This window comes from Nonomuraea sp. NPDC049480 (assembly GCF_044465905.1).
Taxonomy (GTDB): Bacteria; Actinomycetota; Actinomycetes; order Streptosporangiales; family Streptosporangiaceae; genus Nonomuraea.
The window spans coordinates 1-26,053 of sequence record NZ_JBITMD010000049.1; the positions used below are offsets into that span (position 1 = coordinate 1).

The window sequence follows — 26,053 nt, forward strand, 5'->3', positions numbered from 1 at the left end:
TGAACGCCTTCGCCATCACTTTCGAAGGCCGCCTGACCCCGACCACCCGATAGCCCCAGTCAAGATCGAGATACACCGATCGCTGGACAGACCCCACCGCTCGGCTGGTGCTGATTCCCTGGCAGCAGCGCTTCGCGGAGAACCTCATCCAGATGTCCAGTGACGAACGGGTGATGAGGTTTGTCGGCAGCGGCCAATGGAGCCGGGACTACGCGTTTCAGCGCCACGAGCTTGCTCTACAGCAGTGGGAACAGCGCGGCTTCGGGATGAGGGCCATCACCGAGCGCGACGACGGAGCGTTCCTCGGCTTGGTTTCCCTTGGCGACGGCGAGGCCTCGGGACTGGAAGCGCCGGTGCTGGAGATTGGCTGGTGGGTGGAGCCGCACGCGTGGGGTCGCGGCATCGCGACCGAGGCCGCGGCGGCGGTACGGGACGAAGCCTTCAAGCGGATAGGCGCCTCGTCGCTCACGGCCTGCTTCCACCGTGACAATGTCCAATCGAAACGGATCATGGCGAAGCTCGGTATGAGCTTCGCTGGCGAGGTTACTGACCGATACGGGAAACCCGCCCGCATGTACGCCCTGCGCCGTGCTAAGTGGATGGTGGCTACCAACGCCAACGCCAACGCCTCGCGTCCCTGACGCAATATGCAGGAGCCAGACGGACGATGAGCTTGAATTGGGGTGAGCGACCGCGGCTTCGGCGGCGGCCACCGCCTCGACGTCGCACCCGGCCGCTCCGTTGATCTGGTCTACGGCCAGTACTCCTGGCTCAACGACAAGTTCTCCTGGCCGGCGGGAACAGGGGACTCCAATTCTTCGGCATGATTCACGCCCGCCCGCGGTTGCCCCGCCGGAGCGGGTCGCGCGCGGCGACGCCGTCGAGATCGCCAGAGTGTCACGGCCGGCCGCGCCGGTCACCTGCCGGCCAGGAGACATCCGAAGACGCTGATGGTGACGCGATCTGCCCTGGTCGGGACTGGAGATCGTCAGCCCGCACGACCCCGAGGCCCGCTACTGCCGCAAAGAAGCAAGACGACCACCAAGACCGAATGGGTCGGCTATCGCGACCACCAGAGCGAGACCGGCCCGGTCCCACAGCCCCTTTTCAGCAACTCTGCCAGAACCCGCCATCCACCCACTGAAGATCGCCGACAGCATCCGGCGGCTGTGACAGATACCACCACTGAGTCGGCCCGGCCCGGGCGAGCGCCGAGCTGGGGTTTTCGCACGCCGCCGGTCGTGGAGCCGCTCCGATCGGTTCAGTCGTTCCTGCCTCGCCTGAAATTCTGCCGTCGGCCACGGACACGTAGGAATTGAAAGCCCGCAGCGTTCGGAAGGTCTGACGAGGATGACGCGTGAGTGAACAAGACGACCGGTCCCGGTTTGAGGCGGTGTACCGGCGAACCTATGAGCAGATCCTCGGTTATGCCGTGCGGCGGTGTTCGTTTCCCGAGGACGCCGCCGATGTTGTGGCCGAGACCTATGTGATCGCCTGGCGGCGGATAACCGAGCTTCCCGACGGCGAGGCCGGCAAGTTATGGCTGTACGGCGTGGCCCGTCGGGTCCTGGCCAACCACCGCCGTAGCGAGCGGCGCAGGCTCACCCGGCACGCCGAACTCACCGACGAGATCGAACACCTCTACGCCGCCCCCTCCCACCACAGTGAGCAGCACGGCGTGGACGAAGCCATGGACATGCTCGCCGACAGCGATCGTGAACTGCTGGCCCTGACTCTCTGGGAGGGGCTCGACCCCGGCGAGATCGCCACAGTGCTGGACTGCTCCCGCAACGCCGCCCGTATCCGCCTGCACCGGGCCCGCAAGCGCTTCGCCAAGGCCCTGGAGAAGACCCGCCCATCGGCCCCTGGTTTCGCATCACGGCCGCTCATCGAGAAGGAGTCAGGGTGAACAACGACCAGATCTTCAAGGACCGGGCGCGAGTGCTGGACGAGGACCTGGCCGGCCGGGCGTCCACCGCGGGGGCTGACACGCTGCTGGCGGAGATCGTCTCGCTGGAGCGCGTTCCGGCCCGGCGGCGGCTCATGCCCTCTCCTGGCCGCGCTCTGCTCGGCCTGGCCGCGGCCGCCGCCGCGGTAGCGGTTATCGCCCCTGCGATGCTGTCTGACAGCACGATCTCTGTCGCACCTCAGCCCAGCACGTCGGTGTCCGCGACGGCCGAACCGACCGCCCGGCAGATCCTGCTCGCTGCTGCCGTCGCCGTGGAGAAGGCCCCTGCGAGCGGCGACTACTGGCGCACCGCGACCGTCAACCAGTGGATGTTGACCGACCCCACCCGCAGCTATGTGCTCGAGGGCAGCCGGTCCCTTGAGACGTGGCTGGCGAAGCGGCCGGATCTGCAGTACTGGCGCATCCGGCAGGATCTCGGCGTCAAGCCCGCGACCCCGCAAGACGAGGCGGCCTGGCGGGCCGCGGGGGCGCCTACCAGCTGGCGATACCCCAAAAACATGAAGACGGAGGAGCTGTTCTCCGTCCCGTCCAAGCCGCTGGAGGCAGCGGCAGGTGAGCGGACCGCCGAACGGCTTTACGGCAAGTGGAAGGGCTCGGCCGGCGACATGGCGGGGGAGTCGATGACCTGGAAGGAGGTGCGCGCGATCCCGGGCGAGCCCGACAAGCTCCGGAACTACCTGGAAGAGCGCATCGGCCGGCTAGAGCTGGCCGGATCCGGGATGGACGTGGAGGAGGCGAGGGCGCACATCCTTCTGCGAGACTGTGTGGGCATCATCAGTGGCCTGCCGGCCTCGCCCGAGGTCCGAGCATCCGCGTACCGGATCCTTGCGTCTCTGCCCGGCATACGGGCCGAGGGGGAGATGACAGATCCGCTGGGCCGGCGCGGGCAGACGCTCAGCTATCAGGAGGAGATAGAGCCGGGCCTGTTCACCCAGGTTCAGCTCGTGGTCGATTCCAGCACCGGCCTGCTTCTTGCCGAGGTGAGGACGAACACCACCAAGCTCGCGAACGGGCGGCAGGTGGAGCTGCGTCTCTCCACCTCGTTCCAGGCGATCGGCTGGACCGACGAACGCCCAGAACTGCCCACGTATCGGAACTGAGCCGCTCGCCAATCCGCGCGCGAGGGTCGGCGACGCATCGTCTTCTTAGTGATCACCGCCGCCGACGCTTGCCAGGGCTGGCGGCGGGCGAATAGTTGGGCTGGTAAGCCGGCGGCGACGAGGCCACATCGTCGGACACGACAATGTGCCGTCAGGTCGGCTCCTGGCGCGGCGGTGGCGGTGGTGTCCCGCGCCGTGTGCGGGCCACCACCGCCTCAGTGGTTCAACCACCTAGATCACTTACGTCCCCTCTCCACCACCGCAGCGGCATCGAGGACGAGTCGCGAGAACTCGGCGGTGTGGGTCAGTGGCAGGTAGTGCCCGGCGCCCGGCACGATGAGCAGCCGTCCGTCAACGCAGGCCTCGAGAAAGCGGCGCTCGTGGCGCCGGAAGTGGTCGCGGGCGCCGTTGATCAGCCATACGGGGCCGGGATACTGCGCGAGTTCCGTGAGAACGTCGAAGTCGTCGAAAGCCTTCGCCACATCCGGGATCACCTCGGTCGCGATCCCGCCTCCCACGACCGCGTCCGCAACCGGTCGTGGGAGAGCGGCGTTGAACTGCCAACGGCTGATCCACTCACCGCGGTCCGGAAGCCGCATGAACGCGCGGTGCGCCAGCTGGAATGGCCTTTCCAGTGCCCGCCCGGGAATGAAGCTCGAACCGGCGACGACCAGACCGGCCACGCGTTCGGGGTGCCGGGCGGCCGCGGCGATGGCGACGTAGCCGCCGAGCGAGTGGCCCACGACGAGAGCCGGCTCGTCGATGGCGTCGACGACTGCTTGTACCGCATGGGAAAGCGTGAACGGCGAGCCGCGATGGGCGCCGTGGCCAGGTAGGTCGATCGCCCTCACGGGATGCCGCGCACCCACTCTCTCCACCTGCTCGACCCAAGCCGAACCGCTGATGCGGATGCCATGAACGAATACGACGGGGACCACAGGACCTCCAAACACAACGCACCGTTGCGCTGCACAGTACCCATCCGCTCGAACACAACGCAACGGTGCGTTGTATTTCTCGACGGGTTCTGGCCGCTGGCGACCTTCAGCGTCCCGCTGTCGATCTTCGGCTTCGGAGCCGCCGTGATCGCGGTGCTCGTGATCGCAGCCCACATTGCGCTCGCTCTCTGAGCATGGCGGACCCGCAGAATGATGTGCGCGGCCGTGAACCTGAGCAGCTTCTCGCCCGACTGTGCAAGGTGACGGAAGGGACGAGATGACCGATGAGCTGCTGGTGGTCCGTGCCCAGTTGGGCGAGCGGGCTGCCTGGGCCGAGTTGGTAGCCCGATGGCGGGTGCCGGTGTGGACCTACGTGCGGCGGATGCTGGATGCCGAGCGGGCCGACGATGTGACCCAAGAGATCTGGCTGGCCGTGGTCCGTGGCCTGCCCGGGCTGCGGGAACCCGGCCGATTCGCACCCTGGCTGTTCACGATCGCCCGCCGCTCGGTGACCGACCGCCTGCGCGGCGAATACGCCAGGGAGAAGGAATGCCTGGCGACCGACGAGGTGATCGTTGAGGACCCCGTCGAGGCCATGGCGGATCGCGCCGAGCTCATCGCCGCCTTGACAGGGCTACCGGTCCTGGAGAGGGAGATTCTCGTCCTGTTTTACCTGGAGGACCTGTCGATAGAGGAGTGCGCGCAGATCTGCCTCGTCCCGGCCGGCACGGTCAAGTCCAGGCTCAATCGGGCTCGTCGGCTGCTGCGGGAGCACCTGGAGGAAAGGGGATACCGGCCGTGATCGAGGAGGAGCCGCGTCTGTCGGCGCAGGAGATGATCGAGCGGCTTGAGCCGTCGCTTTCGCCGTGGCGGCGTGTGCGCGCCGTAGCGGCGCTGCTGGCCGGGCTGGCCGGTGTGGTGTTCGTGGCCGCGCTGTGGTGGAGTGAGCCGGGTCCGTTGCCCGGCCGTACCCACGGGGCGTTTACGCTGTTCACCGTGTTCTGCCTGGCGTGGGCCGGCTACGGCTGCTGGCTGCTGACGCGCAGGGTGCCGTTGTTCGCCACCGACCGGGTGATCGCCGCCTGGATCGCCCTGGTCGCCTCGCTGGTCACCACCGTGGGTGTGGCGGGCATCGCCGTGCAGCGCGGTATCGGCCTGGGCGCCGCGTTGGCGGTGGGGGGCGTGTTCGTCGCGGCGGCGCTGGCGCTGCTCGTGCGGGCTCACGCTCGCCGGGCCGAGTTGCTGCGCCGCAAGCGCGAGCTGACCGGCGGGCTTGCCGGTGGAGAGCAAGCGTGAACGCGCTGGAGACCAGCGAACTGGGCAAGCGCTACAGGCAACGCTGGGCGCTACGTGAGGCCACCATCGAGTTGCCCACCGGGGCTCGGTGCGCGCTGGTCGGGCCGAACGGGGCGGGCAAGACCACGCTGCTCAACTTGGTGACCGGGCTACTGGCGCCCACCACCGGCCAGGTGCGCGTCTTCGGCAGGCCGCTGGAGGTATCCAGGGTCGCGTTCGTGGCTCAGGACAAGCCGCTGTATCGGCGGTGGAGCGTGGCTGATCTGCTGCGTTTCGGCGCCGCGACCAACCCTCGCTGGGACCAGCAAACCGCCACCTCGTTCCTGCTCGCGCATGATATCCCCGTCAAGCAGCGGGCAGATCGCCTGTCAGGTGGACAGCGCACTCTGGTGGCGCTCGCCCTGGCGGTGGGCAAGCGGGCCGATCTGCTGGTGCTGGACGAGCCGCTGGCCGAGCTGGATCCGCTGGCGCGCATCCAGGTGATGGACGCGGTGCGCGAGCTGGAAACCACCGTCCTGCTGTCCTCGCACATCCTCGCCGACCTGGCCGAGGTGTGTGATCACCTAATCCTGCTCGGCGTCGGCCAGGTCCGGCTGTGCGGCGGCTTCACCGAGCTCCTGGCCTGCCACCCGGCCACCACCATGGAGGACCTCGTGCTCGACTACCTGCGCAACCCCGGACCGGTCCGATGACGGGACCCATCGTGGGGCCGCTGTGGGTGGCCTGGCGTGGACAGCGCGCCCAGGCTGCCGCCATCGCCGCCGTCGTGATGATGTACGGCGTGGCCGCCGTCGTGGAGCACGTGGAGCCGGACCTGTCCGGACTCACCGAACAACTGGCCGGCTTGCTGCCAGGGGCAGCCTGCCTGGTGTGGGGCGCGCCGCTGATCTCCCGCGAGTTCGAGACGGGAACGCACAAGCTCGCTTGGACCCAGAGCCTGACCCGCGGCCGCTGGCTGGCCGCGATCCTGGCCACCGCGGCCACCGGCGCTCTGGTCGCGGCAGCGCTGCTGGCTGCGCTGCTGGCCTGGGCGCTGCCCCCCACCGGCGGCGATCCGATGAACTGGCCGTACTACGAAAGCCACGGCCCGGTGCCGTTCGCCAGAGTGCTGTTCGCCCTGACACTCGGAGCCGCCCTCGGTGCCGTGACCAGGAACACCCGCATCACCATGCCCCTGTCCGTCCTGCTGGTCGGCATCAGCCAGCTCACCGGCCGGGCGCTGCGCGGCCACCTTGAGCTGCCCTACTGGCCAACGCAGTGGATGGAAACGGCCTCCTATCTCATCCTCACACTCGTCCTGACCGGCGTCGCCTATCTGGCGATCCGACGGCGACCCTGAAGCATTCTCGCCGTCAGGCGCCACCCCTGGCTGACGCATGGCCTGGAAGCGGTACCCCGGGCTGCGGTTTCCGGCTACAGCTGGTCATAGACTAGTTAAGAATTGACTTATATAAGTCGCAGGTGGCATTATCGCTCCGTGCAGGCCTTCGACGTGCTCGGCGATCCGGTCAGACGCCGGGTATCGGAGCTGCTCGCCGACGGCGAGCAGACCGGAGGCGCGGTCAGCGGGATCATCCGGGCGGAGTTCGGGATCTCGCAACCGGCGGTGTCGCAGCACCTGCGGGTGCTGTGGGAGTCCGGGTTCGCAACCGTCCGCGCGGACGGCACCCTCGCCGGTACGCCGTCGGCTCGGCGCCACTACAGGAGGTCGACATCTGGCTGGAGCGCTTCCGCCGGTTCTGGAGCGAGCGCCTGGACGCGTTGGGCACCGAACTCGCGCGCGGCAAGCGCGAGCGCCGCGAACAGCACGAAAACACTGCCGGGACATCGTCCCCCGGACAGACAACCGTCTACGGAGAACGAGGAAACACGTGATCGACATCGTCAACCAGATCAACGCCACCCACCGGGAGATCGGCAACCTCGCGGTCGCCACCGGCCAAGGACGGTCGCTGCTGCTGCGCCGCACCTACGACGCCGCGATCGAGGACGTGTGGAGCGCCTGCACCGACCCCGACCGGATCAGCCGATGGCTGGCCCCGATCGACGGCGACCTTCGGCTCGGCGGCACGTTCCAGCTCAAGGACAACGCCGGCGGTGAGATCCTGCGCTGCGAGAAGCCCCATCTGATCAAGGTGACCTGGGCTCTCGGGGACGGCATGAACACCGAGGTCGAAGTCCGCCTCGCGCGTGGCGAAGACGGCGGCACCGTCGTGGAGTTGGAGCACGCCTCTCCCGCCGAGATCGTCGACGAGATGGTGCGCGCCTACGGGCCCGGCGGCGTGATCGGTATCGGCGGCGGCTGGGATCTCACGCTGCTCGGCCTCGACCTGTTCCTCCGCGGCGCGACGTTCGACCCCGCGACCTGGGAAGACACGCCCGAGGCAAAGGAGTTCGCCACCCGCAGCTGCCATGCCTGGGGACCGGCGATCCAAGCCGCCTGGGGAACCAGTGGCGACGATCTCGCCGCGGCCATCGCGTTCGGAGTGCAGCACTTCGCCCCCGAGACCACAGGGGACGACAACGGCTGACCGCCGCCCGGCGGAGGCCGAACTGCCCCGTCAACCCCGAAGTGGGCGAGGTGCCGTGTCTCCTGGATCTCGGGGGACGCGGGAGGCGATCCATGCGGCGTCCGGCAAGGCGGAGGAGGCACCGATAGCGGAGCTATCGGCGCCGACAACGCAGCCGGCACCGCCCAGTACGCATGAGAGGCGCAGACCGATGACCGAGAACGTCACCGCAGCGGCCGGTAGGCCGCCCGATGCGGCCGCAGGCTCCACGAGGACGTTGCTGATCTGCGGCATCGTCGCCGGCCCGCTCTACATCGTCGTGGTCGTCCTGCAGATGCTCACCAGGGACGGGTTCGACATCAGCCGGCACCCGGCCAGCATGCTGAGCAACGGTGACCAGGGATGGATCCAGATCGCCACCTTCGCGGTCAGCGGCCTGCTGTTCGTGGCGTGCGCGATCGGGCTGCACCGGGTGCTGGGTCCGGTGGCGGGCCGGGGCGGCACCTGGGGACCGCGGCTGATCGGCGTCTTCGGCGCCGGGATGGTCGCCGCGGCCTTCTTCTCCGCCGACCCCGCCGACGGCTTCCCACCGGGCACTCCGGCCGGCCCACCCTCGACCATCAGCTGGCACGAACTGGTGCACTTCCTCGTCGCCGGGGTCGCCTTCCTCGCACTGATCACCGCATGCTTCGTCTTCGCCCGCCGGTTCGCCGTGGCCGGCCGCGGTGGCTGGGCGGCCTTCAGCACGGTGACCGGCGTGCTCTTCCTGGCGACCTGGATCTCGATCTTCGCGCTGCAGGGCGCCCGGGCGGCCAGTGTCGCCTTCGCCGGCGCGATCGCGCTCGTCCTGGCATGGACGTCGCTCCTGGCCGCGCACCTGCTGACCCGATCCGGCGGAGAGTAGCGGCCGTCCTCGACTTGAGGATGCCCGACCGCGGCGCTCGGAGACACCTGTCAAGCGTTGGATAGGCCAGCTCGGCCGTGAACCATACAAGCCCTCGGCGAGCTCGGAGTCAGGTGGATGAGCGCGATCCGGTTGAGCTCCGTACGCCCGTAGCAGAGGAAAATCGTGAGAGATCGGGTGGCACTAGCATGACCGCCATGCATCCGCCCGCGCCCCACACCCCATGGAATCAGCCGCCCCAACCCGTTCCCGCCGGAGCGCAGGCGCATCTCGTACTCGATGTGAAGCGGCATTGGCTTGGCGTCATGCTGGCCATGATCACGCCCAACATCATTCTCAACGGCCACCAGATGCTGGGCCGATGGGGCCGTAACACGATCCCGCTTCCTCCTGGCCAGTATCATCTTCACGTCCACCTGCCCTATTTCCTCCCCGCAAAGATCGGTCCTGCGGACCTGACGGTCTGGCTCCAGCCGGGGATGGCGCTCGAACTCGAATACCGCGCCCCCATGTGGGCCTACTCCCGCGGCGCCCTCGGCCCCGCCCCTCAGCCATGGAACGGGAAGGGCTGCATGATCGCCTTACTGGCGATCGCGGGCGGCTGGTTGGCGCTCCTGCTGATTCTGATCGCCGTTTCGGTACTCTCGCTCGGCTAAGTAGTGGGTCTCACCGGTTCGGTGGACGTCGAACCGGCGGCGGTGTCATGAACCCGGTGAAACCTGTCAGTTCCGCCTTGATGTGACCACGGTTGATGCGCCTGACCTGCTACTGGCCAGTTCTATCTGAACGGATTGGAGGCCGAGGCGTTCCTCTGAAGTGGCCATTTGTGAGAGAGGTTTGGGGTTCAGCCCGCATAAGGTCAAACCCACATTCGGTGGATCATGAACGGGTGTTGGAGTGCTCTTCCTCGCACCACGCGGGGCACTGTTTCATGTGGTCGGGCCTCATTCCGGATGGATCGTCACTACGTTCCAGCGTGCTGGCATGCCGTCGCCATGGCACTCCACCGCGGTCGCTGACCTGCCGCAATCAGCATGCCGCCATAAGGGACGAGCTCTATGATCAGGTTCGTCCTGATCATAGAGCTCGGAGAAGATGTCAATCACATGCGTCGTGCCATGGTCCTTCTGGGTGGCGTCGCCCTTGCCGTCGGCGCGTTCGCCCTCTTCTACCGGGGCCCGGGACAACCGTTCATCCGCGGTTACGTGAGCGACGTCGGCGCCACCATGCTGGTCTACGCGTTCGTGGGGCTGCTGTGGCGCACCACCGCCGCACGCCGCACCCTGGCCACGGCCGCGATCGCCGCCGCCGTCGAGTTCTACCAAATAGTCGGCATGACCCCGCCGGGCATCGGCGGTGTCCTGGTCGGCGCGTTCCCCGACCCATGGGATCTGGTCGCCTATGCCATCGGTGTGGTCGCGGCCCTGGCCTGGGAACGCCGATTCGTCCGATCCGGTGATCAGACCGGCTGACTCTCGGACTCCACCCCACCGGCACGCTGACGGTACGGATGCCCCACAGCGGCGAGGTCATCGGGTTCGTCCTGCGCGGCGGCCAGCGCAGGACGAGGTCCGGCCCATATAAGTCCAAAACCCACATTCACCAGGTGTTGCCACTGGCGAGGAGCCTGATGGGCGGCGCGCGGCGGACACGGGTTGATGTACCGGATAAGGGGCGGTTATCCGGTACCGGCGGAGGGGCCGTGACCGGCGCCACGGCGGTGACCACGCGGGCCCAAGGTCCTTGATCTCAACTGTGGTTGAGGTTGCAGGATGAGCGATCAGGACCTGCCCTGCGCCTGACCATGAGGAGCGCCTACGTGACCACGGATCCCGGCTTCTATTCGATCATCGACTACACCGTTGACGGCTTTGACACCCAACACGAGCTCGTCGAGGCGTTCGCGGAGATCCAGGAGCGGTGGGTGCGTTTCTATCCCGGCTACCGGTCGGCCCGTTTCCACGTGAGCACGGACGGCACCCGCGTCTACAACATCGTGCACTGGGACAGCGAGGCGGACTACCGCAACTTTGTCGAGACCTCCGACGCCGAAGGCCGGATGGCCGCCATCCGCAAGGCCCTGGAGGGCTTGTCGGGCAAGGCCGAACCGCGCATGAGCGGGGTTCCCACCTACACCGTCGTCCGGGAAGTCGGTCCCGGGCCGCAGCGCCTCGACTCCTGAGCACACCGGCGTCCGCTCAGAGGGCGCCCCCGCCAGCCTGGGGAACGGGGCGACGCGGGGACGAGGCGGGCGCCTGTGACCCAGGCCGCCAATCACATCAAAGGACGTTCATGAAGGTCGAGATTTACGCCGATGTGCTGTGCCCGTGGTGCTACATCGGCAAACGACGATTGACGACAGCACTGGAGATGGTCGCCGACCGGGACCAGGTGGAGATCGTCTGGCGCAGTTACGAGCTCGCCCTGGAGGAAGGCCGGGTCCCCGGCTCCACGGCCGCCGAGGCCATGGTCGGATGGTGGGGTGACCAGGCGTCGGCCCGGGTGGCGCGGATTCAGGCGCTGGGTGCTGCGGAAGGTCTCGAGCTGAACCTGCACCTGGCCCGGCCGGTCAACACCTTCGACGCGCATCGGCTGTGCCATCTGGCCGCCGAGCACGGTCAGGCCGACCAGATGATGGAGCGGCTGCTTCGCGCTTACCACACTGAAGGGCTCAACGTGGCCGACCCGCAGGTGCTGCAGCGCCTGGGTGCCGAGGCCGGCCTGGATGCCGGGCGGGTGGGCGCCGTCCTCGCCAGGGACGACTACGCCGAGGCGGTGCGGGCCGACCGGCGGCGCGCGGCCGAGCACCGTATCACCGGCGTCCCCTCCCTGGTGATCGGCGGCAGGCCGCCGGTCTCGGGCGTCCAGCCCGCCGCCGAGCTACGCCGGCTGCTGGAGCACGGCCTGACCAGCCCGCACGATGCCCCGGCGGGCGGGTGAACGACACGGCGGCGCCGCGTGGAGGTCAGCGGCGGGCAGGAGTTTTCGCGGTCGTGCGCCAGGGCGCCTGGTACGCCCATTGCCAGGCCAGTTCGAGCGGGCCGCGGTCGTACCGGCGCAGCCACAGCGTGGACAGCGTGATGAACAGCAGGCAGATGACGGCCCACGCCGCGGGCACCCACCACGGACGCAGCGGGTCGAGCTGGGCCGCCAGGCCAAGGCCCCAGCCGTAGCAGAGTGCGCCGGCCGCCAGGTTCTGGAAGACGTAGCTGGACAGCGCGGTGCGTCCGACGTTGGTGACTCCTCTGAGCATCAGGCCGGGTGCTCTGTCGCGCTTGAGCAGGATCGAGGTGATCAGTCCCAGTAGGCCCAGGGCGACCAGTGGCGCGAGGAGGTAGCGGTCGACGGCGAACCAGGCCGGCCCGGCGTACGAGGTGAGGAGGTTCAGTGGCGCGCCGACGCCGAGCCCCGCCACGGTGAGCCTCCTGCGCAGGGCCGCGCCGCGCTCCTCGAACAGGCCCCCGCGCAGCAGCAAGGTGCCCAGAAGGAACAGCACGATGCCCATGGGGATGATGAAGATCAGCTCCACGCGGTACACCGCGGCGTTGTGGAGGCGGGAGAGCACCTGGTCGAGCCAGCTGCCCTGGGTGTACAGGGTCCCGGCGGCGCCGGCGAAGGCCTCGTCGTCCGTGGCCAGCAGGGCCAGCGTGAGCAGGCCCACCAAGGTGATGTGGAGCGCACCCGCGGCTGTCATCCAAGCCCTGATGGCGCGGTGGCTCCTGCCGATCACATAGGCGACGATCATGGAGGTGACCGCGTAGCCCATGAGCACGTCGAACTCGAAAATCAGGATGAAGTGTAACGTGCCCTCCACAAGCAGCAGGGCGGCGCGCCACAGGTAACGGCCCGGCCAGGCCAGCCCCTTGCGCACCGCGCTGCGGTACTGCAGTTCCATGCCGATGCCGAACAGCAGCGTCAGCAGGCCCAGGAACTTCCCGTTGGACAGGAACCGCAGGAATGTCTCCACAGCTCCGGTGTTGTCGAATCCCAGGAAGCCGGCAGGGCCGGCGGGATCGGTGAAGATCCAGATATTGGTCCCGAGCGTGCCCATGATCGCGATACCGCGCAGCACGTCCAACGCGTCTATTCGTTTCGCCACACTTCAAGCCTCGTGGGGAGAATTCCCGTCGGCCTCGTCTCACGAGACGAAAACGGCCGTACATCGATCGATGTACGGCCACATTCCTTGGTCGCGAGCCCGGCGATACCTTGGTCGCGAGCCAGCAGATCAGAGTGCCTCGTCATCTTGGATATGAAGCGGAAACTGCCGTGGAGCTCATCGCCCAAGTGTCAGGTGTCGGAGTCGTGCGGGGCCAGCCCGTGCTCGTACGCATAAATGACGGCGCGCACCCGAGTGGGCAACCCGAGCTTGCGGAGGAGACTGGCGACATGGGTCTTCACCGTCCCTTCCTCGATGGTCAGGGCTCTGGCTATCTCCGCGTTGCTCAGTCCTCGGGCCAGTTGCCGGAGCACCTCGAGCTCGCGAGCGGTGAGCCGCCGCTGGGCGTCGTCGGCGGGCGAGGGTGAAAGCATGGCGAAGCGGTGGATCAGGCGGGTGGTGACCCGCGGGTCCACCAGCCCGTGCCCATGGTGCAGCGCTCGTACCGCCTCCAGCAGCAACTCCGGGTCGCTGTCCTTGAGCAGGAATCCCGCAGCCCCCGACTGGAGCGCGCCGAACAGATATTCGTCGGTGTCGAAAGTCGTCAGCGCGAGCACCCGCGGCGGCGTGTCCACGTCGGCGAGCTGACGGATCGCGGAGATCCCGTCGACGTACGGCATGCGCAGGTCCATCACCACCACGTCGGGCCGCCGCCACAGCGCCTGGTGCACGGCCTCGGCCCCGTCGGCGGCCTCGCCGACCACCTCGACGTCAGGCTCGCCGTCGAGCGTCAAACGCAATGCCTCTCGTACGGCCGGCTGGTCGTCGGCGATCACCACCCGAATCGTCATGCCGCGCCCTCCCCGATCGGCACGGTGGCCTTCACCAGCCAGCCGCGATGCTCTTCTGGGCCGGACAGGAGCGTGCCGCCATGCTGGTGTACGCGTTCGCGCATGCCTCTGATGCCCTGCCCCTCCGCGCCTGCCCGGGTGTGGCCGATGCAGCCGTTGTCCTCGATCGAGACCGTCACCGTGCCAGGGCTGCGCCGCAGCCGCACCTCCACCTCTGTGGCGTCCGAGTGGCGGGCGACGTTGGTGAGCGACTCCTGCACAACGCGGTAGACCGTGCGACCGACGCCGGGGGGCAGCGGCGTGCCGGTGCCGCTGCGGCGGACCATGATGCGCAGTTGAGGGGTGGACAGCCGCCGGGCCAGGTCCTCGATCTCCTCCGCGTCCGGCCCGGCAGGTGCCTTGCGCAGGGTGTCGAGCAAGGCGCGTACCTCTCCGAGCGCGGAGGAGGACAGGTCGGCGATGGTGCTCAGCGCCTTGTCGGCGGCCGGCGCCTCGCCGCGCAGTGCCCTGCGGGTGGCCGTGGCCTGCATGCGGATCGCCGTGAGGTGGTGGCCGACGCTGTCGTGGACGTCGCGGGCGAGCCCGGCGCGTTCCTCGGCCATGGCGCGCCTGGCCTCGGCGTGGCCGAGCTGGGCCGACTGTCGGGCCCGCTCGCCGTGCAGCCGCAGTGCATGACCGACCGCGACCGGGGCCACGCCCATGATGACCAGGTCGGTGACCACGGAGAGCCCTTTGTAGGCCTGCGGTATGTGCAGGCCGTATCCGGCGGTCCACACGATGGACAGGCCCATGACGAGCCACGGGCGGCGCGGGAGGTGAAAAGCCGCCGCGCCGAACATGACCATGGTCACCAGCCGGCCGGGCCAGCCCGGTATCACGAGACCCAGCAGCGCTAGGGCAGCTGACAGCAGCGCACCCGCCAGAGGGAGCCGCGCCCGCAACGTCAAGGGCAGGGCGGCGGCGAGGCTGGCGCCCGCCAGGAGGGGCAGGCCCTGCCCCGGCGACTCCCCGTCGAGGACGCCGTCGAGCGTGGCGAACCCGATGAGCGCGGCCGTGGCTGCGAGCACGAGCAGCCCTTCTCTGACGAACACGGCGGCTACGCTACTTCGCCGGCCCGCAGGAGGCGCCGCGTGGCGGCAGCTCGCCCGTAGTGAGGTAGCGGTGCACGTGCTCGCGTACGCAGGGGTGGCCGGAGAAGTAGAGCGCGTGCCCGCCCACCGCCTTCAGGTAGTGGGCGCCGGGGAGCGCGGCGGCCAGCTTTCGGCCGTCGGCGGCCGGGGTGTTGTCGTCGTATTCGCCGTTGGCGATGAGCACGGGCGGCAGTCCCGGCGCCTTGATGGTGTGAGGCGGGTACGTCCTGGTGGGCGGCAGGCCCGCACAGTGGTTGGCCATCGGCCACACCGCCCGCCAGCCGATGTGGGGCGTGTCGCGGCGCAGGCTTTTTTCCAGCTTCACGAGCCGGTCGTAGCCGGGGTAGGGAAGGTCCGCGCAGAGGATGACGCGTGACAGGTTCGGGTCCGGAATACCCTCCACCTTGGCGAAGAACGAGGCGTCGCCGGCCTGTGCCCGCGCGAGCCCGGCGGCCAGGCGCTCCCAGGTGGCCTCGTGCGTGAAAAAGGCGCGGGAGGCGATCTGGGTGTCGCTGATGCTCACGTCGGCACCGGCTTCGGGCGCGGGGATGGGCTCGCGGCGGGCCGTGGCCATCACCTCGTCCCAGACGGCCACCGGGTTCTTGCCGTGCAGCGCGCAGGTCGCGGTGGTCTCGCACCAGGCGGCGAAGCGTTTGAAGTTGGCCTCCAGTGCCTTGGCCCGCCGTGGGAGCCACTCACCGAGGTCGGGCGTGGTGTGGTCGACGACGCTGTCGAGGTACATCCGGCTTACCTTGCGGGGGAACAACTCGGCGTACGCCTGCCCGAGCACAGTGCCGTGCGAGTTGCCCAGGTAGGTCAGCTTGGCCTGGCCGAGCGCCTTTCTGATGGCCTCCATGTCGTGCGCGATCTGCCAGGAGTTGAGGTTGCCCGACAGCTCGCCGGCCTCCTTGGCGCATGCCTTCCCGAAGGTACGGTTCTTCGCGGCATAGGCGTCGTAGGCTGATCTGCTCGGGAACACCCACTCGGTGGCGAAGGGCGCGGGGATGGGGCAGTTGATCGCGCTGGACTTGCCGAACCCCCGCGGGTCGAAGATCACCACGTCGAACCATTGAGTCAGGTCCGCGAAAGCCTTCTTCCATTGGTGGAGAAGCGTGATCTGCTCGCCAGGCCCACCCGTGTTGACCAAGAGCACTCCTTTCTTGGTCGCCTGATCCTGGGCGGGCAGCTTGGCCACGCCGATCGTGACCTTGTGCCCTGACTGGCGTGCCCAGTCGGCGGGCACCTGGATCTGCGCGCACTGCAGACCGTCCCCGCAGTCCTGCCACAACGACGGGGTGGCCGTGACCGGCGCCACGGCGGTGACCGCGCCGATGACGAACGAAGCAACGATGTTCATGCAGGAAGGATCGCCGGGGCGGCGGCGACCGCGCGTCTCTCTTTCGGCAGATCTTTCACTGCGCTGCCGGGGCCAGGCGGGCTACTGGAACCACGGCGGGTCGTTGACGCGGACCAGGTAGTCCGCCTGATCGCGCGGCAACTCCTCACCGCCGTCCACTACGCCATCGAACCGCTCTGACGTCAGTCCCGGTGCAGGGACAGGGGCCCGCAGCATCCGGCGCAGAAGATCTCTCGTTGAACCAGGTCTGCCCCTTCTGAGATCGAGAAGTGGCCGTAGCAGGGTTTTGCTGGTCGATTCCTTCGGGGGTCAGTAGCTGAACGTCGTCGCGCCGTCGCCGATCCAGCGCCACATGGGCACCGTGCCGCCGATCTCGGCCGACTTGATCAACTGGGTCTCGTCGAGTCCCTTGGCGGTGAAGCAGATCGGGCAGACCAGGAACGTTCCACCTGCGTTCTGGTACCGCTGGACCAGGTCGGGCAGCGGCGGGCAGCCGTTGCAGGCAACCCCGGTCGCGACGCCGTGCAACGCCAGCCGCACCGCCTCCTTGGTCAGGAACATGAGCGTCGGCCGGCCTTCCTCGGCCGCTCCGACCGCGACGAGGAACGCCACGGTGACCCGCTCGGGGTCCTCCAAGCCGGTGGTCAGGCTGATGACCGCTTTTCCGGACATGTCACTCCTTTTGCTGCGTTTTCTCTTTCGCTCATGAGATTGCGTGACGCGCGACCTGCGGCCTAGTACTTTTTCTGTAGCGGCGAGATCTGCCCGCCGCGAGAAGGATGGGGCCATGAAGCGCTACGGCCAGTACTGCCCGGTCGCGCGAGCCGCCGAAATCCTGGCCGAACGCTGGACGCTGCTGGTCATCCGTGAGCTGCTCTGGGGCGAGGACCGGTTCAACGCCATCGCCCGCGGCCTTCCCCGGATGTCGCCGTCGCTGCTCGCGGCGCGGCTGCGCGAGCTGCAGCGGGCCGGTCTCGTGCAGCGCCACATCATCGACGGTGAGCCTCGCTACCGGCTCACGCCGGCCGGACAGGAGTTGCAGCCGCTGCTGGAGCAGATGGGCGCGTGGGGCGTGCGCTGGATGCATGAGCTGCGCCCGGACGAGTTCGACCCGGTGCTGCTGATGCTCCAGATCAAACGGGAGTCGCAGCGTGCCCGCATGCCCGAGCGAGCGGCCACGGTGCAACTCCACTTCCGGGACGCGCCAACTGCTCAGCAGCGATGGTGGCTGGTGCTGTCCCGATCCGGCGGCGCCGACGTGTGCGACACCGATCCGGGCTTCCCGATCAGCGTGTGGCTGGAGACCGAGGTACCGACCCTCACCCACATCTGGCTGGGCGACATGAGCTGGTCGGCGGCGCTACGCGGTGAAGCACTGCGCCTGACCGGCGACTCCGCCGCCTGCCAGGCGCTGCCTCAGTGGCTCGACGTCAGCCCGTTCGCTGCGATCAAGCGGGCGGCGGCGTCACTCCCCCGGTGAACCCGGCGGAACCGGCGAACGGCTGCCGCGGCCGCCATGGCGAGCAGGCCGGTGAGGCAGAGCCAGGCGACGGCGTCGCCCACCCACCGGCTGTACGGGGTGGGCCGTCCCTGGATGGGCACCGTGACGGTCATCGTGTGGTCGGTGGTGCGGGCGTCGCTGGTGAACCAGCTCGCCTCGTACCCGATCATCCGGCCCTGGTGGTCGACGGCCAGGGAGGTCCCGAGCCGAGCGGACCGGACGACGCTCATTCCGTTCTCCACGCCGCGCAACACGGCCTGCTGCCCGAGCGCGTCGGTGACCTGTGCATAGTCGCTGGAGGGCAGGAGCAGGATGTCGGCCCCGGCCTGCCCGGCCTGCCGGATCAGCGGCATGAAATTGGCGTCGAAGCAGATGACGGTCGCCAGCCGGCCGTACGGCGTGTCTATTGTGGGCACCACCCCGGGGCCCGGCACATTGCCGTCACCGACGGGCGTGGACGTCTTGAGGTAGTTCCAGACGACCGTGCCACCCGGGTCGATCATGATTGCGCGGATCTCGACGTTGGGGCTCCGCTCTCTGGGCAGCAGGTAGACCACGCCGATCTGAAGATAGATCCGTTCCGCTCGGGCGACCGCCCGCGCTCGTTCGACCACCGCTGTCCCCTCCTCGACGAAGTCGTAGGCTGCGGCCTCGGACCACAGGACGATTCTGGCTCCCGACCGGGCGGCCGTCACCGTTCGGTCGAACAGGTCGTCCACCGTCGGGCTGTAGTACCGCCGTCTCAGCTCCGCGCGTGCCGCCGCGCCACGCGGCCCGGCCTTGATGCCGGCGGCCACGGACGCGTCGTCGGCTGCCCGGTTCGGCGCCAGCGCAGCCACCCGGACGGTCGAGCCGGCCGGTGGGTCGAACACCAGCCTCGCCCCGCCCAACAACAGGACGGCGGCCAGGCTGCACACCCAGACGACAGTGCTCCGTCCGGCGGCTCGCAGGTCGAAGCCGCGTTCCCACAGCTCGTTGCAGACCGGTGCGGTCCAGGCGATCAGGAAGGCGAGCCCCCACAGGCCGGTCACCGACACCGACTGCAGCAGCGGCAGGTTTCCCACCTGGGTGCCCACCGGATGCCCCATCGTGCCCATGTCCCCGGTGCTGAACAGGAATGCCAGCGCGACGTCGGCCGCCGGGAAGACGAGGGTACGGGTCAGCCCGCTCAGCCAGCGGCCGAGCAGCCCGTCCAGCGCGTACGGTACGACGCCGAGCGCGCCGGCGCCGACCGCGATCATCGCGATCTGGTCACCTGGAAAGACGCCCCGGAAGCTGATCACGGCGCCGACGGCGATCGCGATGGCCAGAGCCGGTAGCGCCCATCGGGCCCGGGTGGTCCGGGTGAAACGCAGCAGCAGCACCGGCGCCACCCACGCGGCCAGCGGAATGGTGGTCTGCAGAACGGTGAACGGCAGCAGGGCCGCACCGGCCAGCAGCCAGAGCCACGAGCTCATCGGTTCCCCCGCTCCGCATCCGACGGGATGGCCCTGACGAGCAGCAGCTCGCCGTCCACGTCCCACAGCAGATCGAGTACGGCCCGCAGGCCGGCCTGGTCGACGGCCAGGTTCGGCATCACTGTGCGGTCGCCGTCCGACTGGACGACCACCGCCCCGAACCGGCGGCGTAGTTCGTCGTTGAGGCCGCTCGGGAGTACCCCGCGGACCTCCACCCTGTAGTTCGTTGTCATTTCGCGCCCTTTCGTCGCATGGCGCGAAGCATCGCGGGCAACGGGGGGAGAGCACACCACCCAGGGTCTGGACCACCCAGGGTGGAGGGCGGGGCGGCGTCAGATCAGGCCGAGGTCGCGCCCGCGTTGGACGGCTTCGGCGCGGGACGTGACGCCGAGTTTGCGGTACAGGCTCTTGCTGTAGCCCTTCACCGTGTTCATCGACAGGTAGAGCTCCGCGCCGATCTCCCGCTGGCTCAGCGGACCGCGCAGAGCACGCAGGATGGAGTGCTCCCGGTCGGTGAGCGGTTCCGCCGGCCCGCCGGCCCGCCTGGTCACGGCTGTGGTGCTCCGCCCGGCACGCAGGCGCGTCTCGGCGAGTGCGGCGGCCACCGCGGGGAACACCGGCCCGTTCCGCGCCACCTCGTCGGCCTCGGACAGAGCGGCCGACACCGCCCGGCGGTCCCCGCAGGCCAGGTCCAGCTCCGCCAGAGTGACCAGGGCTCGCACGACCTGAGTGGGATGACCGGTGATCTGGGCCAGGTCCACGGCGTGGAGCAGCAGATCCCGCGCCCGAATCAGATGCCCGTCGCGATGGGCGACGACACCCTCGGCCAGCCGCAGGAAGACCACTGCCGGCGCGGCGGCGTCCCCGAGTTCGGCCTCGATCGCCACGACCTCGGGCAGCACGCCTCGCAGCAGCACGCGGACGCGCTCGGTATCGCCTCGGTTCGACAGGGCGATGGCGAGCAGGCCGGTGGCCTGGAGCCGGGTGAACGCGGGCAGGCCGGCCACCGCGGCCCGTTCCACCGCCTGCGCCAGCACCCGCGCCGCGTCGTCGTGGTGACCCGTGCCCGACAGTACGCTCCCGAGAGCGATCCGGGAGATCACCCAGCCGGGGGTCCCCGGGTCCGCCTCCAGTTCGACCGAACGGCGAGCCATGGCGAGGAGTTCTTCCGGAGTCCAGCCGTCCTGGGCGTACACGGCTCGAAGCGTCATCGCCGCCGCGTGCCCGGACCGCCACCCGGCTGGAGGGGCGGTGTCGGCGGTGATGGCGGCCTCCGCGGTGTCGAGCAGCGGGGCCACGCGGTGAAGGCGGCCGGTCAAGCCCGCGGCCGACGCGAGCGAGATGCCCAGCCTCGGGTTGGCCCGTACGGTCTCTGCGTCGAGGCTGTCACCGAGCCGCAGGTAGGCGCCGATCGCACCGCGGGCGAGGAAGTCGTCGTCGGCGGCGGCCAGCAGCTCCGCCGCACCGTCCTGGTCACCGGCCGCGATCAGGTATCGGATCGCCTGCTCCTGATCTCCGGCGTTCGCATGCCACCCGGCGGCCCGGCCCAGGAGCCGCGGCCCGGCTTCCGGAGCCACTGTGAGCAGCTCACGTCGGAGAGCTTCGCGGAACAGCCGGTGATAGCGGTACCAGAACCGCTGGGAGTCCAGCGCGACGAGGAACAGATCGGCCCTTTCCAGCTCAGCCAACGCCAGCTGGGAGTCGGCACGTTCCAGGACTGCGTCGCACAGCGGGCCGCACAGCTGCTCGAGCAGGGATGTGCGGAGCAGGAAGTCCCGGTGCCCGGCGCTCAGGCCGTCGAGCACCTCGCTGGTGAGGTAGTCGACGACGTGCCGCTCGTCGCCGCCGAGCGTGTCCACACTGGCCGGAGGGCTCGGGGCGGCCCGGATCGCCAGCGCCATCAGCTTGATCCCAGCCGCCCAGCCTTCGGTCCGGTCAACCAGGGCGGCGATCCCATCGGTGTCGAAGGCGTCGCCGGCCACCCCGCCGACCAGACCGGTCGCCTCGTCGCCGGTGAAGCGCAGCCCCGCCGCACGGATCTCGGCCAGCTCTCCGCCGACGCGGAGCCGGGCCAGTGGCAGCGCCGGGTCCAGCCGGGAGGCGACGACCAGGCGGAGGGAAGGCGGCAGGTAGCTGAGAAAGAATTCGACGGCCTCGTGGATCCGCCGGTCCCGGAGCACGTGGTAGTCGTCGAGCACGAGGGCGTGCCGCTCTGTCGTCGCTTCGAGGTCGTTGAGCAGGGTGGGCACGGCCACCTCGAGCGGGTCGACCTCGGTCACCCGCAAGGCCTTCAGCGCCGCGCCGCCCAGCGCCGGGCTCGCCGTCCGCAGGGCCGAAACCAGATAGGTCCAGAACCGGTGCGGCTCATCGTCGGAGTCGTCCAGGGTGAGCCACGCGACGGCGGTGCCGCCTGCGGGGGCGATCCGCCGGGCCCAGTCGGCGAGCAGGGTGGTCTTCCCCCATCCTGCGGGCGCGACCACGACGGCCAGGCGCTGGGAGTGGTCGCCGAGCAGCGCGGTCAGCCTGCTCCGGCCAACGGTGCCCGGCCGGACCGGCGGGATCAGCAGTTTGCCGTTGATGAGTGGGGACGCAAGCCCTGGCGCGGCAGGCGGCCGCTCGTCCTGCAGCGCCATCCGGTCTCCGCTCGCCCAGAACAGGTGATGTCGCCCAGTGTGCCACCCGTTCGCAGCCTCTGCCTGCGGAGCGTCAGGCGTCGGGCATCGCTACTGATCTGGGGCACCGGCTCGCCGGTCCATCGGGGGGCGTTCAGGGATTACTCCACCCTTGTGGGCTTGCGGGCGGTGAGGCGCTCGACTATCGCCTGAACGAGTATGTCCGAAGCCTTTCGAGCGAAATGGTCCACCGCTGGGTCACTGGTCGGTCGGGAAGCCGCGCATCGTGAACGCATCGAGGAGCTATCAACCGGCGCTCGCAGGATGGGTGTCACAAGAAAGCACCAGCTAGGGAGTGTCCCCATGTCCACCACCGCCACCATCGTCACCGTCCTGGCCGCCCTCTGGGTGGGTTTCTCTGCCTTCTCCCTCCTTCGCCGCGCCGAGTGGGTCGTGAAGCCGCTGATGGACTACGGCGTCCCCCGCTCGTGGTGGACCTGGCTCGGCGCAGCCAAGGCCGCAGGGTCCGCGGGCCTGCTGGCCGGCCTGTTCGTGCCGGTCGTCGGCGTCCTGGCCGGGATCGGCCTGGTGCTGTACTTCGCCGGAGCCGTCGTCACCGTGCTCCGGGCGCGCTCGTACTCGACCGTCGTCTTCCCCCTCCTGTACATGGGCCCGGTGATCGCCGCCTTGATGCTGGGACACATCGCCTGACGGCAGCTTCTTGCCGACCCGCTTTCCTTGATCACGCGATCTGGGCGGCGTGCGCATCGATGAAGGGCAGCATGCGTTCCGCCTCTTCGAGCACCGCTTCGGGATCGGCCAGCGGCCGGAACGGTGAAATGAGCACGGTCCCGTCCTTCAGCGTCCATGTGCCACCGACGAAGCCGTCCACGAGGAACGTCGGAACGCCGCCCGAGGCTGCCGGGGCGATGCGCTTGCGATCCTCCTCGCTGATCACGCGCGTCCGGTCCTGATGGCCGAGCAGACTGTTGTCGAACGCGGGCAGGAACCGCACCGGGGCCGGCAGGCCGGGGTCGGCGAGCGTCGCCTCGGGCACGTCGAACAGCTCCTTGCCGTCTTCGTTCCGGTAGACGCGCAGGCGCGGCCTGAGCCCCTCCACCACCTCACGCAGCCGCGTCACACCGGCCCAGGCCTGCACGTCCATGACGCTCGCCGGCCCGAAAGCCGCCAGGTAGCGCAGGACCATCGTCTCGAGCCGACGTTCCGCGGCCATGGGGATGCCCGTCCACTCCTCCGCGAGGGTCACCTCGATCGAGGACCGGTTCTTCCACTTTCCCCAGACACCGGCCGACGGGCCGTGGACGAGCGGCTCCAAGAGTTCCACCGCATCGGCGAGCCGGCCCGCATGACGTCCGGGGAACCGCTCGCCGAGCAGCCGGCCGAGTTCGCGCCGGGTCAGCGATCGGCCGCTGAGCGCCTCCCGGCCGATCTGTGCCAGCTCGCCGAGGTCGAGTCCCTCGATCTCCTGCGCGTAATAGGCATGCCGCAGGGCGACGCTGACGATGGGCTCGACCGCCGGCCGGAGCCAGGCGAAGTCGTGGGGACACACCAGGTGCACGGTCCTGCGGATCACGGTCGAGCGCACCACGCTGCGATCGTGGATCAGCGATTCCAGGTGTTCGTGCCGGAAGCCGTCGATGCGCGTCCACAGCCCGACGTACGGCCAGTTCGGTTCCTGCCCTTGAACGGCGACCAGATGCCGGACCACGTCCAGGGGCGTGCCAGAGGTGCGGCTCAGCAGGAACTGCCGGTCGAGGAGCGTACGGTTGAGGGTGCGTTGAGAGACGATCAATACTCCGCCTTCATGGGCTACGGCGTTCCAGATGATCTTAGCGACGAAACTCCTGAACCACCTGGAATCACCCTGGAGCCGTTGGCCGCCGGAACTTCGGCAAGAAATTCGGCGGAACCTGTCGAGAACCGATGCCGGCCGTTCGTCACACGGAAGACGCAGGCCCTGCCAACCACGAGGAGCAACGGTGAAGTACGCGATGCTGATCTTCGGCGACGACCGCGAGTGGACCGCGCTGTCCCCGGCCGACGAGCAGGACGTGATGAAGCAGGTCTACGAGTGGTTCGAACGGTGGCAGCTGACCGGCAAGATCGCCGACGGCGGCGTCGAGCTGCAGGCCCGGGACACGGCAAAGACGGTGCGCGCCGGGGCGAACGGCCGGCCGGTCATCACCGACGGGCCGTACCTGGAGCTCAAGGAGGTCATCGGTTCGGTCGTCATGCTGGACTGCGACGACATCGACGAGGCCGTGCGGATCGCGGCCACCTGGCCACTCGCCGCCGGGATGAGCGCGCTGGAGGTCCGTCCGGTGATGAGCCGCGAATAGCGGTGACGCTGGGCGCCGGTCTCACAGCCGGCGCCTCAGCTCACCTCTCACAGCCGGCGCCTCAGCTCACCTCTCACAGCCGACGCCTCAGCTCACCCACCCGGCGCGATATCAGCTCCCGTTCGGCCGGGTTCGTCGCCAGCTCCAGAGCCCGCTCCCCCGCCGCCAGCGCCTCGGCCGGACGGTCGAGCTCGGCCAGCAGGTCGGCCCGGGCGGCGTGCCACAGGTGGTAACCGGAAAGCCGGTCCCCGAGCGCGTCCACCTCATCCAGCGCCGGAGCCGGGCCCACCGCGAACCGTGTGGCCACTGCCCGGTTCAGCAGCACTACCGGCGACGGGTCCAACGCGTACAGCTGGTCGTACAGCGCCCGCACGTAGGCCCAGTTGGTGGCCGCGTACGAGGCGGCCAGGGCATGCAGGGCGGCGATGCCGGCCTGCAGCTGGTACGGCCCTGGCCGGCCCTGGCCCACCGCCGCCCGCAGCCGCAGCGCCGCCCGTTCGATCGCCGCCTTGTCCCACAGCCGCCGATCCTGCTGCTCGAGCAGCACGATGCGGCCCCACGAGTCGAACCGCGCGTCGGCGCGGGCGTGGTGCAGCTCCAGCAACGCTGCCAGGCCGGCGGCCTCCGGCTCACGGGGCAGCAGCTCGGCCAGTTGGCGCGCCAGCTCGACCCCCTCGCGGGCCAGTTCGCGCCGCTGAGCGGACCGGCCACTCGACAAATACCCCTCGTTGAACACCAGGTAGATCACCGCAAGCACGGCCGGTAGCCGGTCGGCGTACTCATGCGGCTGCGGCACCTCGAACCGGATGCCGCGCTCCCACAGCTGGCGCTTTGCCCGGGAAAGCCGCTGCGCCATCGTCGGCAGCGGCACCAGGAACGCGGCGGCGATCTCGGCCGTGCTCAGGCCGCCGGCGGCGTACAGCGTCAGCGCGACCCGGGCCGGCTCGGCGAGGTCTGGGTGGCAGCACGCGAAAACCATGGCCAGCCGATCGTCCACGCCCGGTTCCTGCGGCGGTTCCGCGGCCACCTGTGCCATCCTCTTGCGGCCGACGGCGTCGCGGCGCAGCCGGTCCAGCGCCTTGCGCCAGCCCGTGGTGACCAGCCAACCGGTGGGGCTCTCCGGCACACCCTCGTCGGGCCAGCGCTTGAGCGCCTCGGCCAGCGCGTCCGACAGCGCCTCTTCGGCCCGGTCGAAGTCGCCGAGCCTCCGGCTGAGCGCGCCGAGCATGCCGGCCGCGTCCGTCCGCCAGATCCGGTCCAACAGTTCCGCCACGTCGCCCACCGCACCATGGTGCAATACCCGCGGGACCGAGGCGCTTTTCCCTTCCCGTCGCGCAAGTTCCAAGGTACGAGGCCAGCGCCATCGTCTTCTCCGGTGACCAAGCCGGCAGCCGTCGACAGACAGTACGTCCGGAGTTGACCGGTCAGCTCACCTGCTCGAAAGCCGATACAGTCGCTCCAGCCCAACCAGGCGAACACGTGCGTCACCATCGGCAGAAGCCTGCAACTGCGCGCTGAAACCCGCTCCCCCGTAGCAGGCGAGAACGGTGTCACGCATGTCATAACCCTTCTGATCCAGCAGGTCACGTGCCCTGGTGAGCCGCTCGAGATGATGACGTCCCATCACCTCACCCCACTTGGCCTCACCCAGCGACAGGATCCGCCGTGGCCGCCCAGGCTCCTGTGGGCCCAGCGCTGCCACATCGACCTCGAACAGAACCATACTTCTCAGAAGTACAGTTCTGTGGAAGTGGGACCGAGTGTAACCATGAGCATCCCGGCGGAAGTCAGGCCGGGCTGAGATCCACCGGTGCGCCGGGCGGAGGGGATGACGCCGGATCTGTGCTCTCTGCTCACCGCTGAGCAGGCGGAACAGTTGGTCCTGCTCGCCGAGCAGGGCTACTTGAACACAGGGTGCCCCTGGTCCGGCACAGCAACGCGGTGATCACCATCCTGTACGGCAGTGCCG

Annotated in this window: 30 protein-coding genes and 1 pseudogene; 19 read left to right on the forward strand and 12 right to left on the reverse strand. The window is 69.0% G+C overall.

Annotation, left to right across the window (positions count from 1 at the left end; genetic code table 11):
* The first annotated feature begins 107 nt into the window (after positions 1-107).
* The 4 genes from ACIBX3_RS58790 to ACIBX3_RS58805 all read left to right on the forward strand — a co-directional run bounded on the left by ACIBX3_RS58790 (position 108) and on the right by ACIBX3_RS58805 (position 3,069).
* On the forward strand, positions 108-641 hold the full coding sequence (locus ACIBX3_RS58790) for a GNAT family N-acetyltransferase (RefSeq protein WP_397129577.1): 534 nt from the start codon (positions 108-110) through the stop codon (positions 639-641).
* Between the two features lie 42 nt (positions 642-683).
* On the forward strand, positions 684-827 hold the full coding sequence (locus ACIBX3_RS58795) for a hypothetical protein (RefSeq protein ID WP_397129578.1): 144 nt from the start codon (positions 684-686) through the stop codon (positions 825-827).
* 530 nt (positions 828-1,357) lie between these two features.
* Positions 1,358-1,909, forward strand: coding sequence for an RNA polymerase sigma factor (locus ACIBX3_RS58800; protein ID WP_397129579.1), 552 nt, complete (start codon positions 1,358-1,360; stop codon positions 1,907-1,909).
* The gene (locus tag ACIBX3_RS58805; protein ID WP_397129580.1) at positions 1,906-3,069 is read left to right on the forward strand and encodes a CU044_5270 family protein; all 1,164 of its coding nucleotides are present in this window, start codon (positions 1,906-1,908) and stop codon (positions 3,067-3,069) included. Before ACIBX3_RS58800 ends, ACIBX3_RS58805 begins: the two co-directional genes overlap by 4 nt.
* 236 nt (positions 3,070-3,305) lie before the next feature.
* Here the strand turns inward: ACIBX3_RS58805 and ACIBX3_RS58810 are convergent, their stop codons facing one another.
* Entirely contained in the window at positions 3,306-4,022 is a 717-nt protein-coding gene (locus ACIBX3_RS58810) for an alpha/beta fold hydrolase (protein WP_397129622.1), read from the reverse strand.
* On the opposite strand from ACIBX3_RS58810, the gene ACIBX3_RS58815 reads away from it, so the two are divergent.
* The 12 genes and pseudogenes from ACIBX3_RS58815 (at position 3,924) to ACIBX3_RS58870 (ending at position 11,657) form a co-directional block, all read left to right on the forward strand.
* The gene (locus ACIBX3_RS58815; protein WP_397129624.1) at positions 3,924-4,199 is read left to right on the forward strand and encodes a hypothetical protein; all 276 of its coding nucleotides are present in this window, start codon (positions 3,924-3,926) and stop codon (positions 4,197-4,199) included. The two genes, ACIBX3_RS58810 and ACIBX3_RS58815, sit on opposite strands and share 99 nt — an antisense overlap.
* 85 nt (positions 4,200-4,284) lie before the next feature.
* A complete protein-coding gene (locus tag ACIBX3_RS58820; protein ID WP_397129581.1) occupies positions 4,285-4,809 on the forward strand; it encodes an RNA polymerase sigma factor in 525 nt (174 codons plus the stop codon).
* Positions 4,806-5,303 (forward strand): hypothetical protein, encoded by a 498-nt coding sequence (locus ACIBX3_RS58825; protein ID WP_397129582.1) that lies wholly within the window; start codon positions 4,806-4,808, stop codon positions 5,301-5,303. Before ACIBX3_RS58820 ends, ACIBX3_RS58825 begins: the two co-directional genes overlap by 4 nt.
* Positions 5,300-5,995: an ABC transporter ATP-binding protein gene (locus tag ACIBX3_RS58830; protein WP_397129583.1), complete on the forward strand. Its 696-nt coding sequence runs from the start codon at positions 5,300-5,302 to the stop codon at positions 5,993-5,995. The genes ACIBX3_RS58825 and ACIBX3_RS58830 overlap by 4 nt, the downstream gene beginning before the upstream one ends.
* Entirely contained in the window at positions 5,992-6,642 is a 651-nt protein-coding gene (locus ACIBX3_RS58835) for a hypothetical protein (RefSeq protein ID WP_397129584.1), read from the forward strand. The genes ACIBX3_RS58830 and ACIBX3_RS58835 overlap by 4 nt, the downstream gene beginning before the upstream one ends.
* Positions 6,643-6,795: 153 nt before the next feature.
* Positions 6,796-6,900: pseudogene (locus tag ACIBX3_RS58840) on the forward strand (transcriptional regulator); the annotation flags it as partial.
* Between the two features lie 274 nt (positions 6,901-7,174).
* Positions 7,175-7,834 (forward strand): SRPBCC domain-containing protein, encoded by a 660-nt coding sequence (locus ACIBX3_RS58845; protein ID WP_397129585.1) that lies wholly within the window; start codon positions 7,175-7,177, stop codon positions 7,832-7,834.
* Between the two features lie 190 nt (positions 7,835-8,024).
* Positions 8,025-8,717 carry a DUF998 domain-containing protein gene (locus ACIBX3_RS58850; protein WP_397129586.1) on the forward strand — a complete coding sequence of 231 codons (693 nt, stop codon included), beginning with the start codon at positions 8,025-8,027 and terminating at the stop codon, positions 8,715-8,717.
* A gap of 188 nt (positions 8,718-8,905) precedes the next feature.
* The gene (locus ACIBX3_RS58855; protein WP_397129587.1) at positions 8,906-9,373 is read left to right on the forward strand and encodes a hypothetical protein; all 468 of its coding nucleotides are present in this window, start codon (positions 8,906-8,908) and stop codon (positions 9,371-9,373) included.
* A gap of 450 nt (positions 9,374-9,823) precedes the next feature.
* Positions 9,824-10,189, forward strand: a complete 366-nt coding sequence (locus ACIBX3_RS58860; protein ID WP_397129588.1) for a DUF2809 domain-containing protein — start codon at positions 9,824-9,826, stop codon at positions 10,187-10,189.
* Positions 10,190-10,536: 347 nt separating this feature from the next.
* A complete protein-coding gene (locus tag ACIBX3_RS58865) occupies positions 10,537-10,899 on the forward strand; it encodes an antibiotic biosynthesis monooxygenase family protein (RefSeq protein WP_397129589.1) in 363 nt (120 codons plus the stop codon).
* A gap of 110 nt (positions 10,900-11,009) precedes the next feature.
* Positions 11,010-11,657, forward strand: a complete 648-nt coding sequence (locus ACIBX3_RS58870) for a DsbA family oxidoreductase (RefSeq protein ID WP_397129590.1) — start codon at positions 11,010-11,012, stop codon at positions 11,655-11,657.
* Between the two features lie 25 nt (positions 11,658-11,682).
* Here the strand turns inward: ACIBX3_RS58870 and ACIBX3_RS58875 are convergent, their stop codons facing one another.
* The 5 genes from ACIBX3_RS58875 to ACIBX3_RS58895 form a co-directional block, all read right to left on the reverse strand.
* Complete coding sequence (locus ACIBX3_RS58875; protein WP_397129591.1) at positions 11,683-12,816, reverse strand: DUF418 domain-containing protein; 1,134 nt, start codon at positions 12,814-12,816, stop codon at positions 11,683-11,685.
* A 191-nt stretch (positions 12,817-13,007) separates the two neighbouring features.
* On the reverse strand, positions 13,008-13,667 hold the full coding sequence (locus tag ACIBX3_RS58880) for a response regulator (RefSeq protein ID WP_397129592.1): 660 nt from the start codon (positions 13,665-13,667) through the stop codon (positions 13,008-13,010).
* A complete protein-coding gene (locus ACIBX3_RS58885) occupies positions 13,664-14,758 on the reverse strand; it encodes a sensor histidine kinase (RefSeq protein ID WP_397129593.1) in 1,095 nt (364 codons plus the stop codon). Before ACIBX3_RS58885 ends, ACIBX3_RS58880 begins: the two co-directional genes overlap by 4 nt.
* 10 nt (positions 14,759-14,768) lie before the next feature.
* Positions 14,769-16,154: an alpha/beta hydrolase gene (locus ACIBX3_RS58890; RefSeq protein WP_397129594.1), complete on the reverse strand. Its 1,386-nt coding sequence runs from the start codon at positions 16,152-16,154 to the stop codon at positions 14,769-14,771.
* Positions 16,155-16,463: 309 nt separating this feature from the next.
* Complete coding sequence (locus ACIBX3_RS58895) at positions 16,464-16,826, reverse strand: DsrE family protein (protein ID WP_397129595.1); 363 nt, start codon at positions 16,824-16,826, stop codon at positions 16,464-16,466.
* 115 nt (positions 16,827-16,941) lie between these two features.
* Here ACIBX3_RS58895 and ACIBX3_RS58900 point away from each other — a divergent pair, with 115 nt between their 5' ends.
* On the forward strand, positions 16,942-17,634 hold the full coding sequence (locus tag ACIBX3_RS58900) for a winged helix-turn-helix transcriptional regulator (protein ID WP_397129596.1): 693 nt from the start codon (positions 16,942-16,944) through the stop codon (positions 17,632-17,634).
* On the opposite strand, the gene ACIBX3_RS58905 is transcribed toward ACIBX3_RS58900, so the two are convergent.
* The 3 genes from ACIBX3_RS58905 to ACIBX3_RS58915 all read right to left on the reverse strand — a co-directional run bounded on the left by ACIBX3_RS58905 (position 17,571) and on the right by ACIBX3_RS58915 (position 21,745).
* On the reverse strand, positions 17,571-19,112 hold the full coding sequence (locus ACIBX3_RS58905; RefSeq protein ID WP_397129597.1) for a nitrilase-related carbon-nitrogen hydrolase: 1,542 nt from the start codon (positions 19,110-19,112) through the stop codon (positions 17,571-17,573). The genes ACIBX3_RS58900 and ACIBX3_RS58905 overlap by 64 nt on opposite strands.
* Positions 19,109-19,345 (reverse strand): hypothetical protein, encoded by a 237-nt coding sequence (locus ACIBX3_RS58910; RefSeq protein WP_397129598.1) that lies wholly within the window; start codon positions 19,343-19,345, stop codon positions 19,109-19,111. Before ACIBX3_RS58910 ends, ACIBX3_RS58905 begins: the two co-directional genes overlap by 4 nt.
* 99 nt (positions 19,346-19,444) lie before the next feature.
* Positions 19,445-21,745, reverse strand: coding sequence for a LuxR C-terminal-related transcriptional regulator (locus ACIBX3_RS58915; RefSeq protein ID WP_397129599.1), 2,301 nt, complete (start codon positions 21,743-21,745; stop codon positions 19,445-19,447).
* 342 nt (positions 21,746-22,087) lie between these two features.
* Between ACIBX3_RS58915 and ACIBX3_RS58920 the strand changes: the two genes are divergently transcribed.
* A complete protein-coding gene (locus ACIBX3_RS58920; RefSeq protein WP_397129600.1) occupies positions 22,088-22,435 on the forward strand; it encodes a DoxX family protein in 348 nt (115 codons plus the stop codon).
* Positions 22,436-22,466: 31 nt separating this feature from the next.
* Here ACIBX3_RS58920 and ACIBX3_RS58925 read toward each other — a convergent pair whose 3' ends face one another.
* The gene (locus tag ACIBX3_RS58925) at positions 22,467-23,537 is read right to left on the reverse strand and encodes a winged helix DNA-binding domain-containing protein (protein WP_397129601.1); all 1,071 of its coding nucleotides are present in this window, start codon (positions 23,535-23,537) and stop codon (positions 22,467-22,469) included.
* A 187-nt stretch (positions 23,538-23,724) separates the two neighbouring features.
* On the opposite strand from ACIBX3_RS58925, the gene ACIBX3_RS58930 reads away from it, so the two are divergent.
* The gene (locus ACIBX3_RS58930; RefSeq protein ID WP_397129602.1) at positions 23,725-24,084 is read left to right on the forward strand and encodes a YciI family protein; all 360 of its coding nucleotides are present in this window, start codon (positions 23,725-23,727) and stop codon (positions 24,082-24,084) included.
* A gap of 73 nt (positions 24,085-24,157) precedes the next feature.
* On the opposite strand, the gene ACIBX3_RS58935 is transcribed toward ACIBX3_RS58930, so the two are convergent.
* Both ACIBX3_RS58935 and ACIBX3_RS58940 read right to left on the reverse strand, forming a co-directional pair.
* Positions 24,158-25,357, reverse strand: coding sequence for an RNA polymerase sigma factor (locus ACIBX3_RS58935; RefSeq protein ID WP_397129603.1), 1,200 nt, complete (start codon positions 25,355-25,357; stop codon positions 24,158-24,160).
* A 156-nt stretch (positions 25,358-25,513) separates the two neighbouring features.
* The gene (locus tag ACIBX3_RS58940) at positions 25,514-25,807 is read right to left on the reverse strand and encodes a hypothetical protein (RefSeq protein WP_397129604.1); all 294 of its coding nucleotides are present in this window, start codon (positions 25,805-25,807) and stop codon (positions 25,514-25,516) included.
* Between the last annotated feature and the right edge of the window lie 246 nt (positions 25,808-26,053).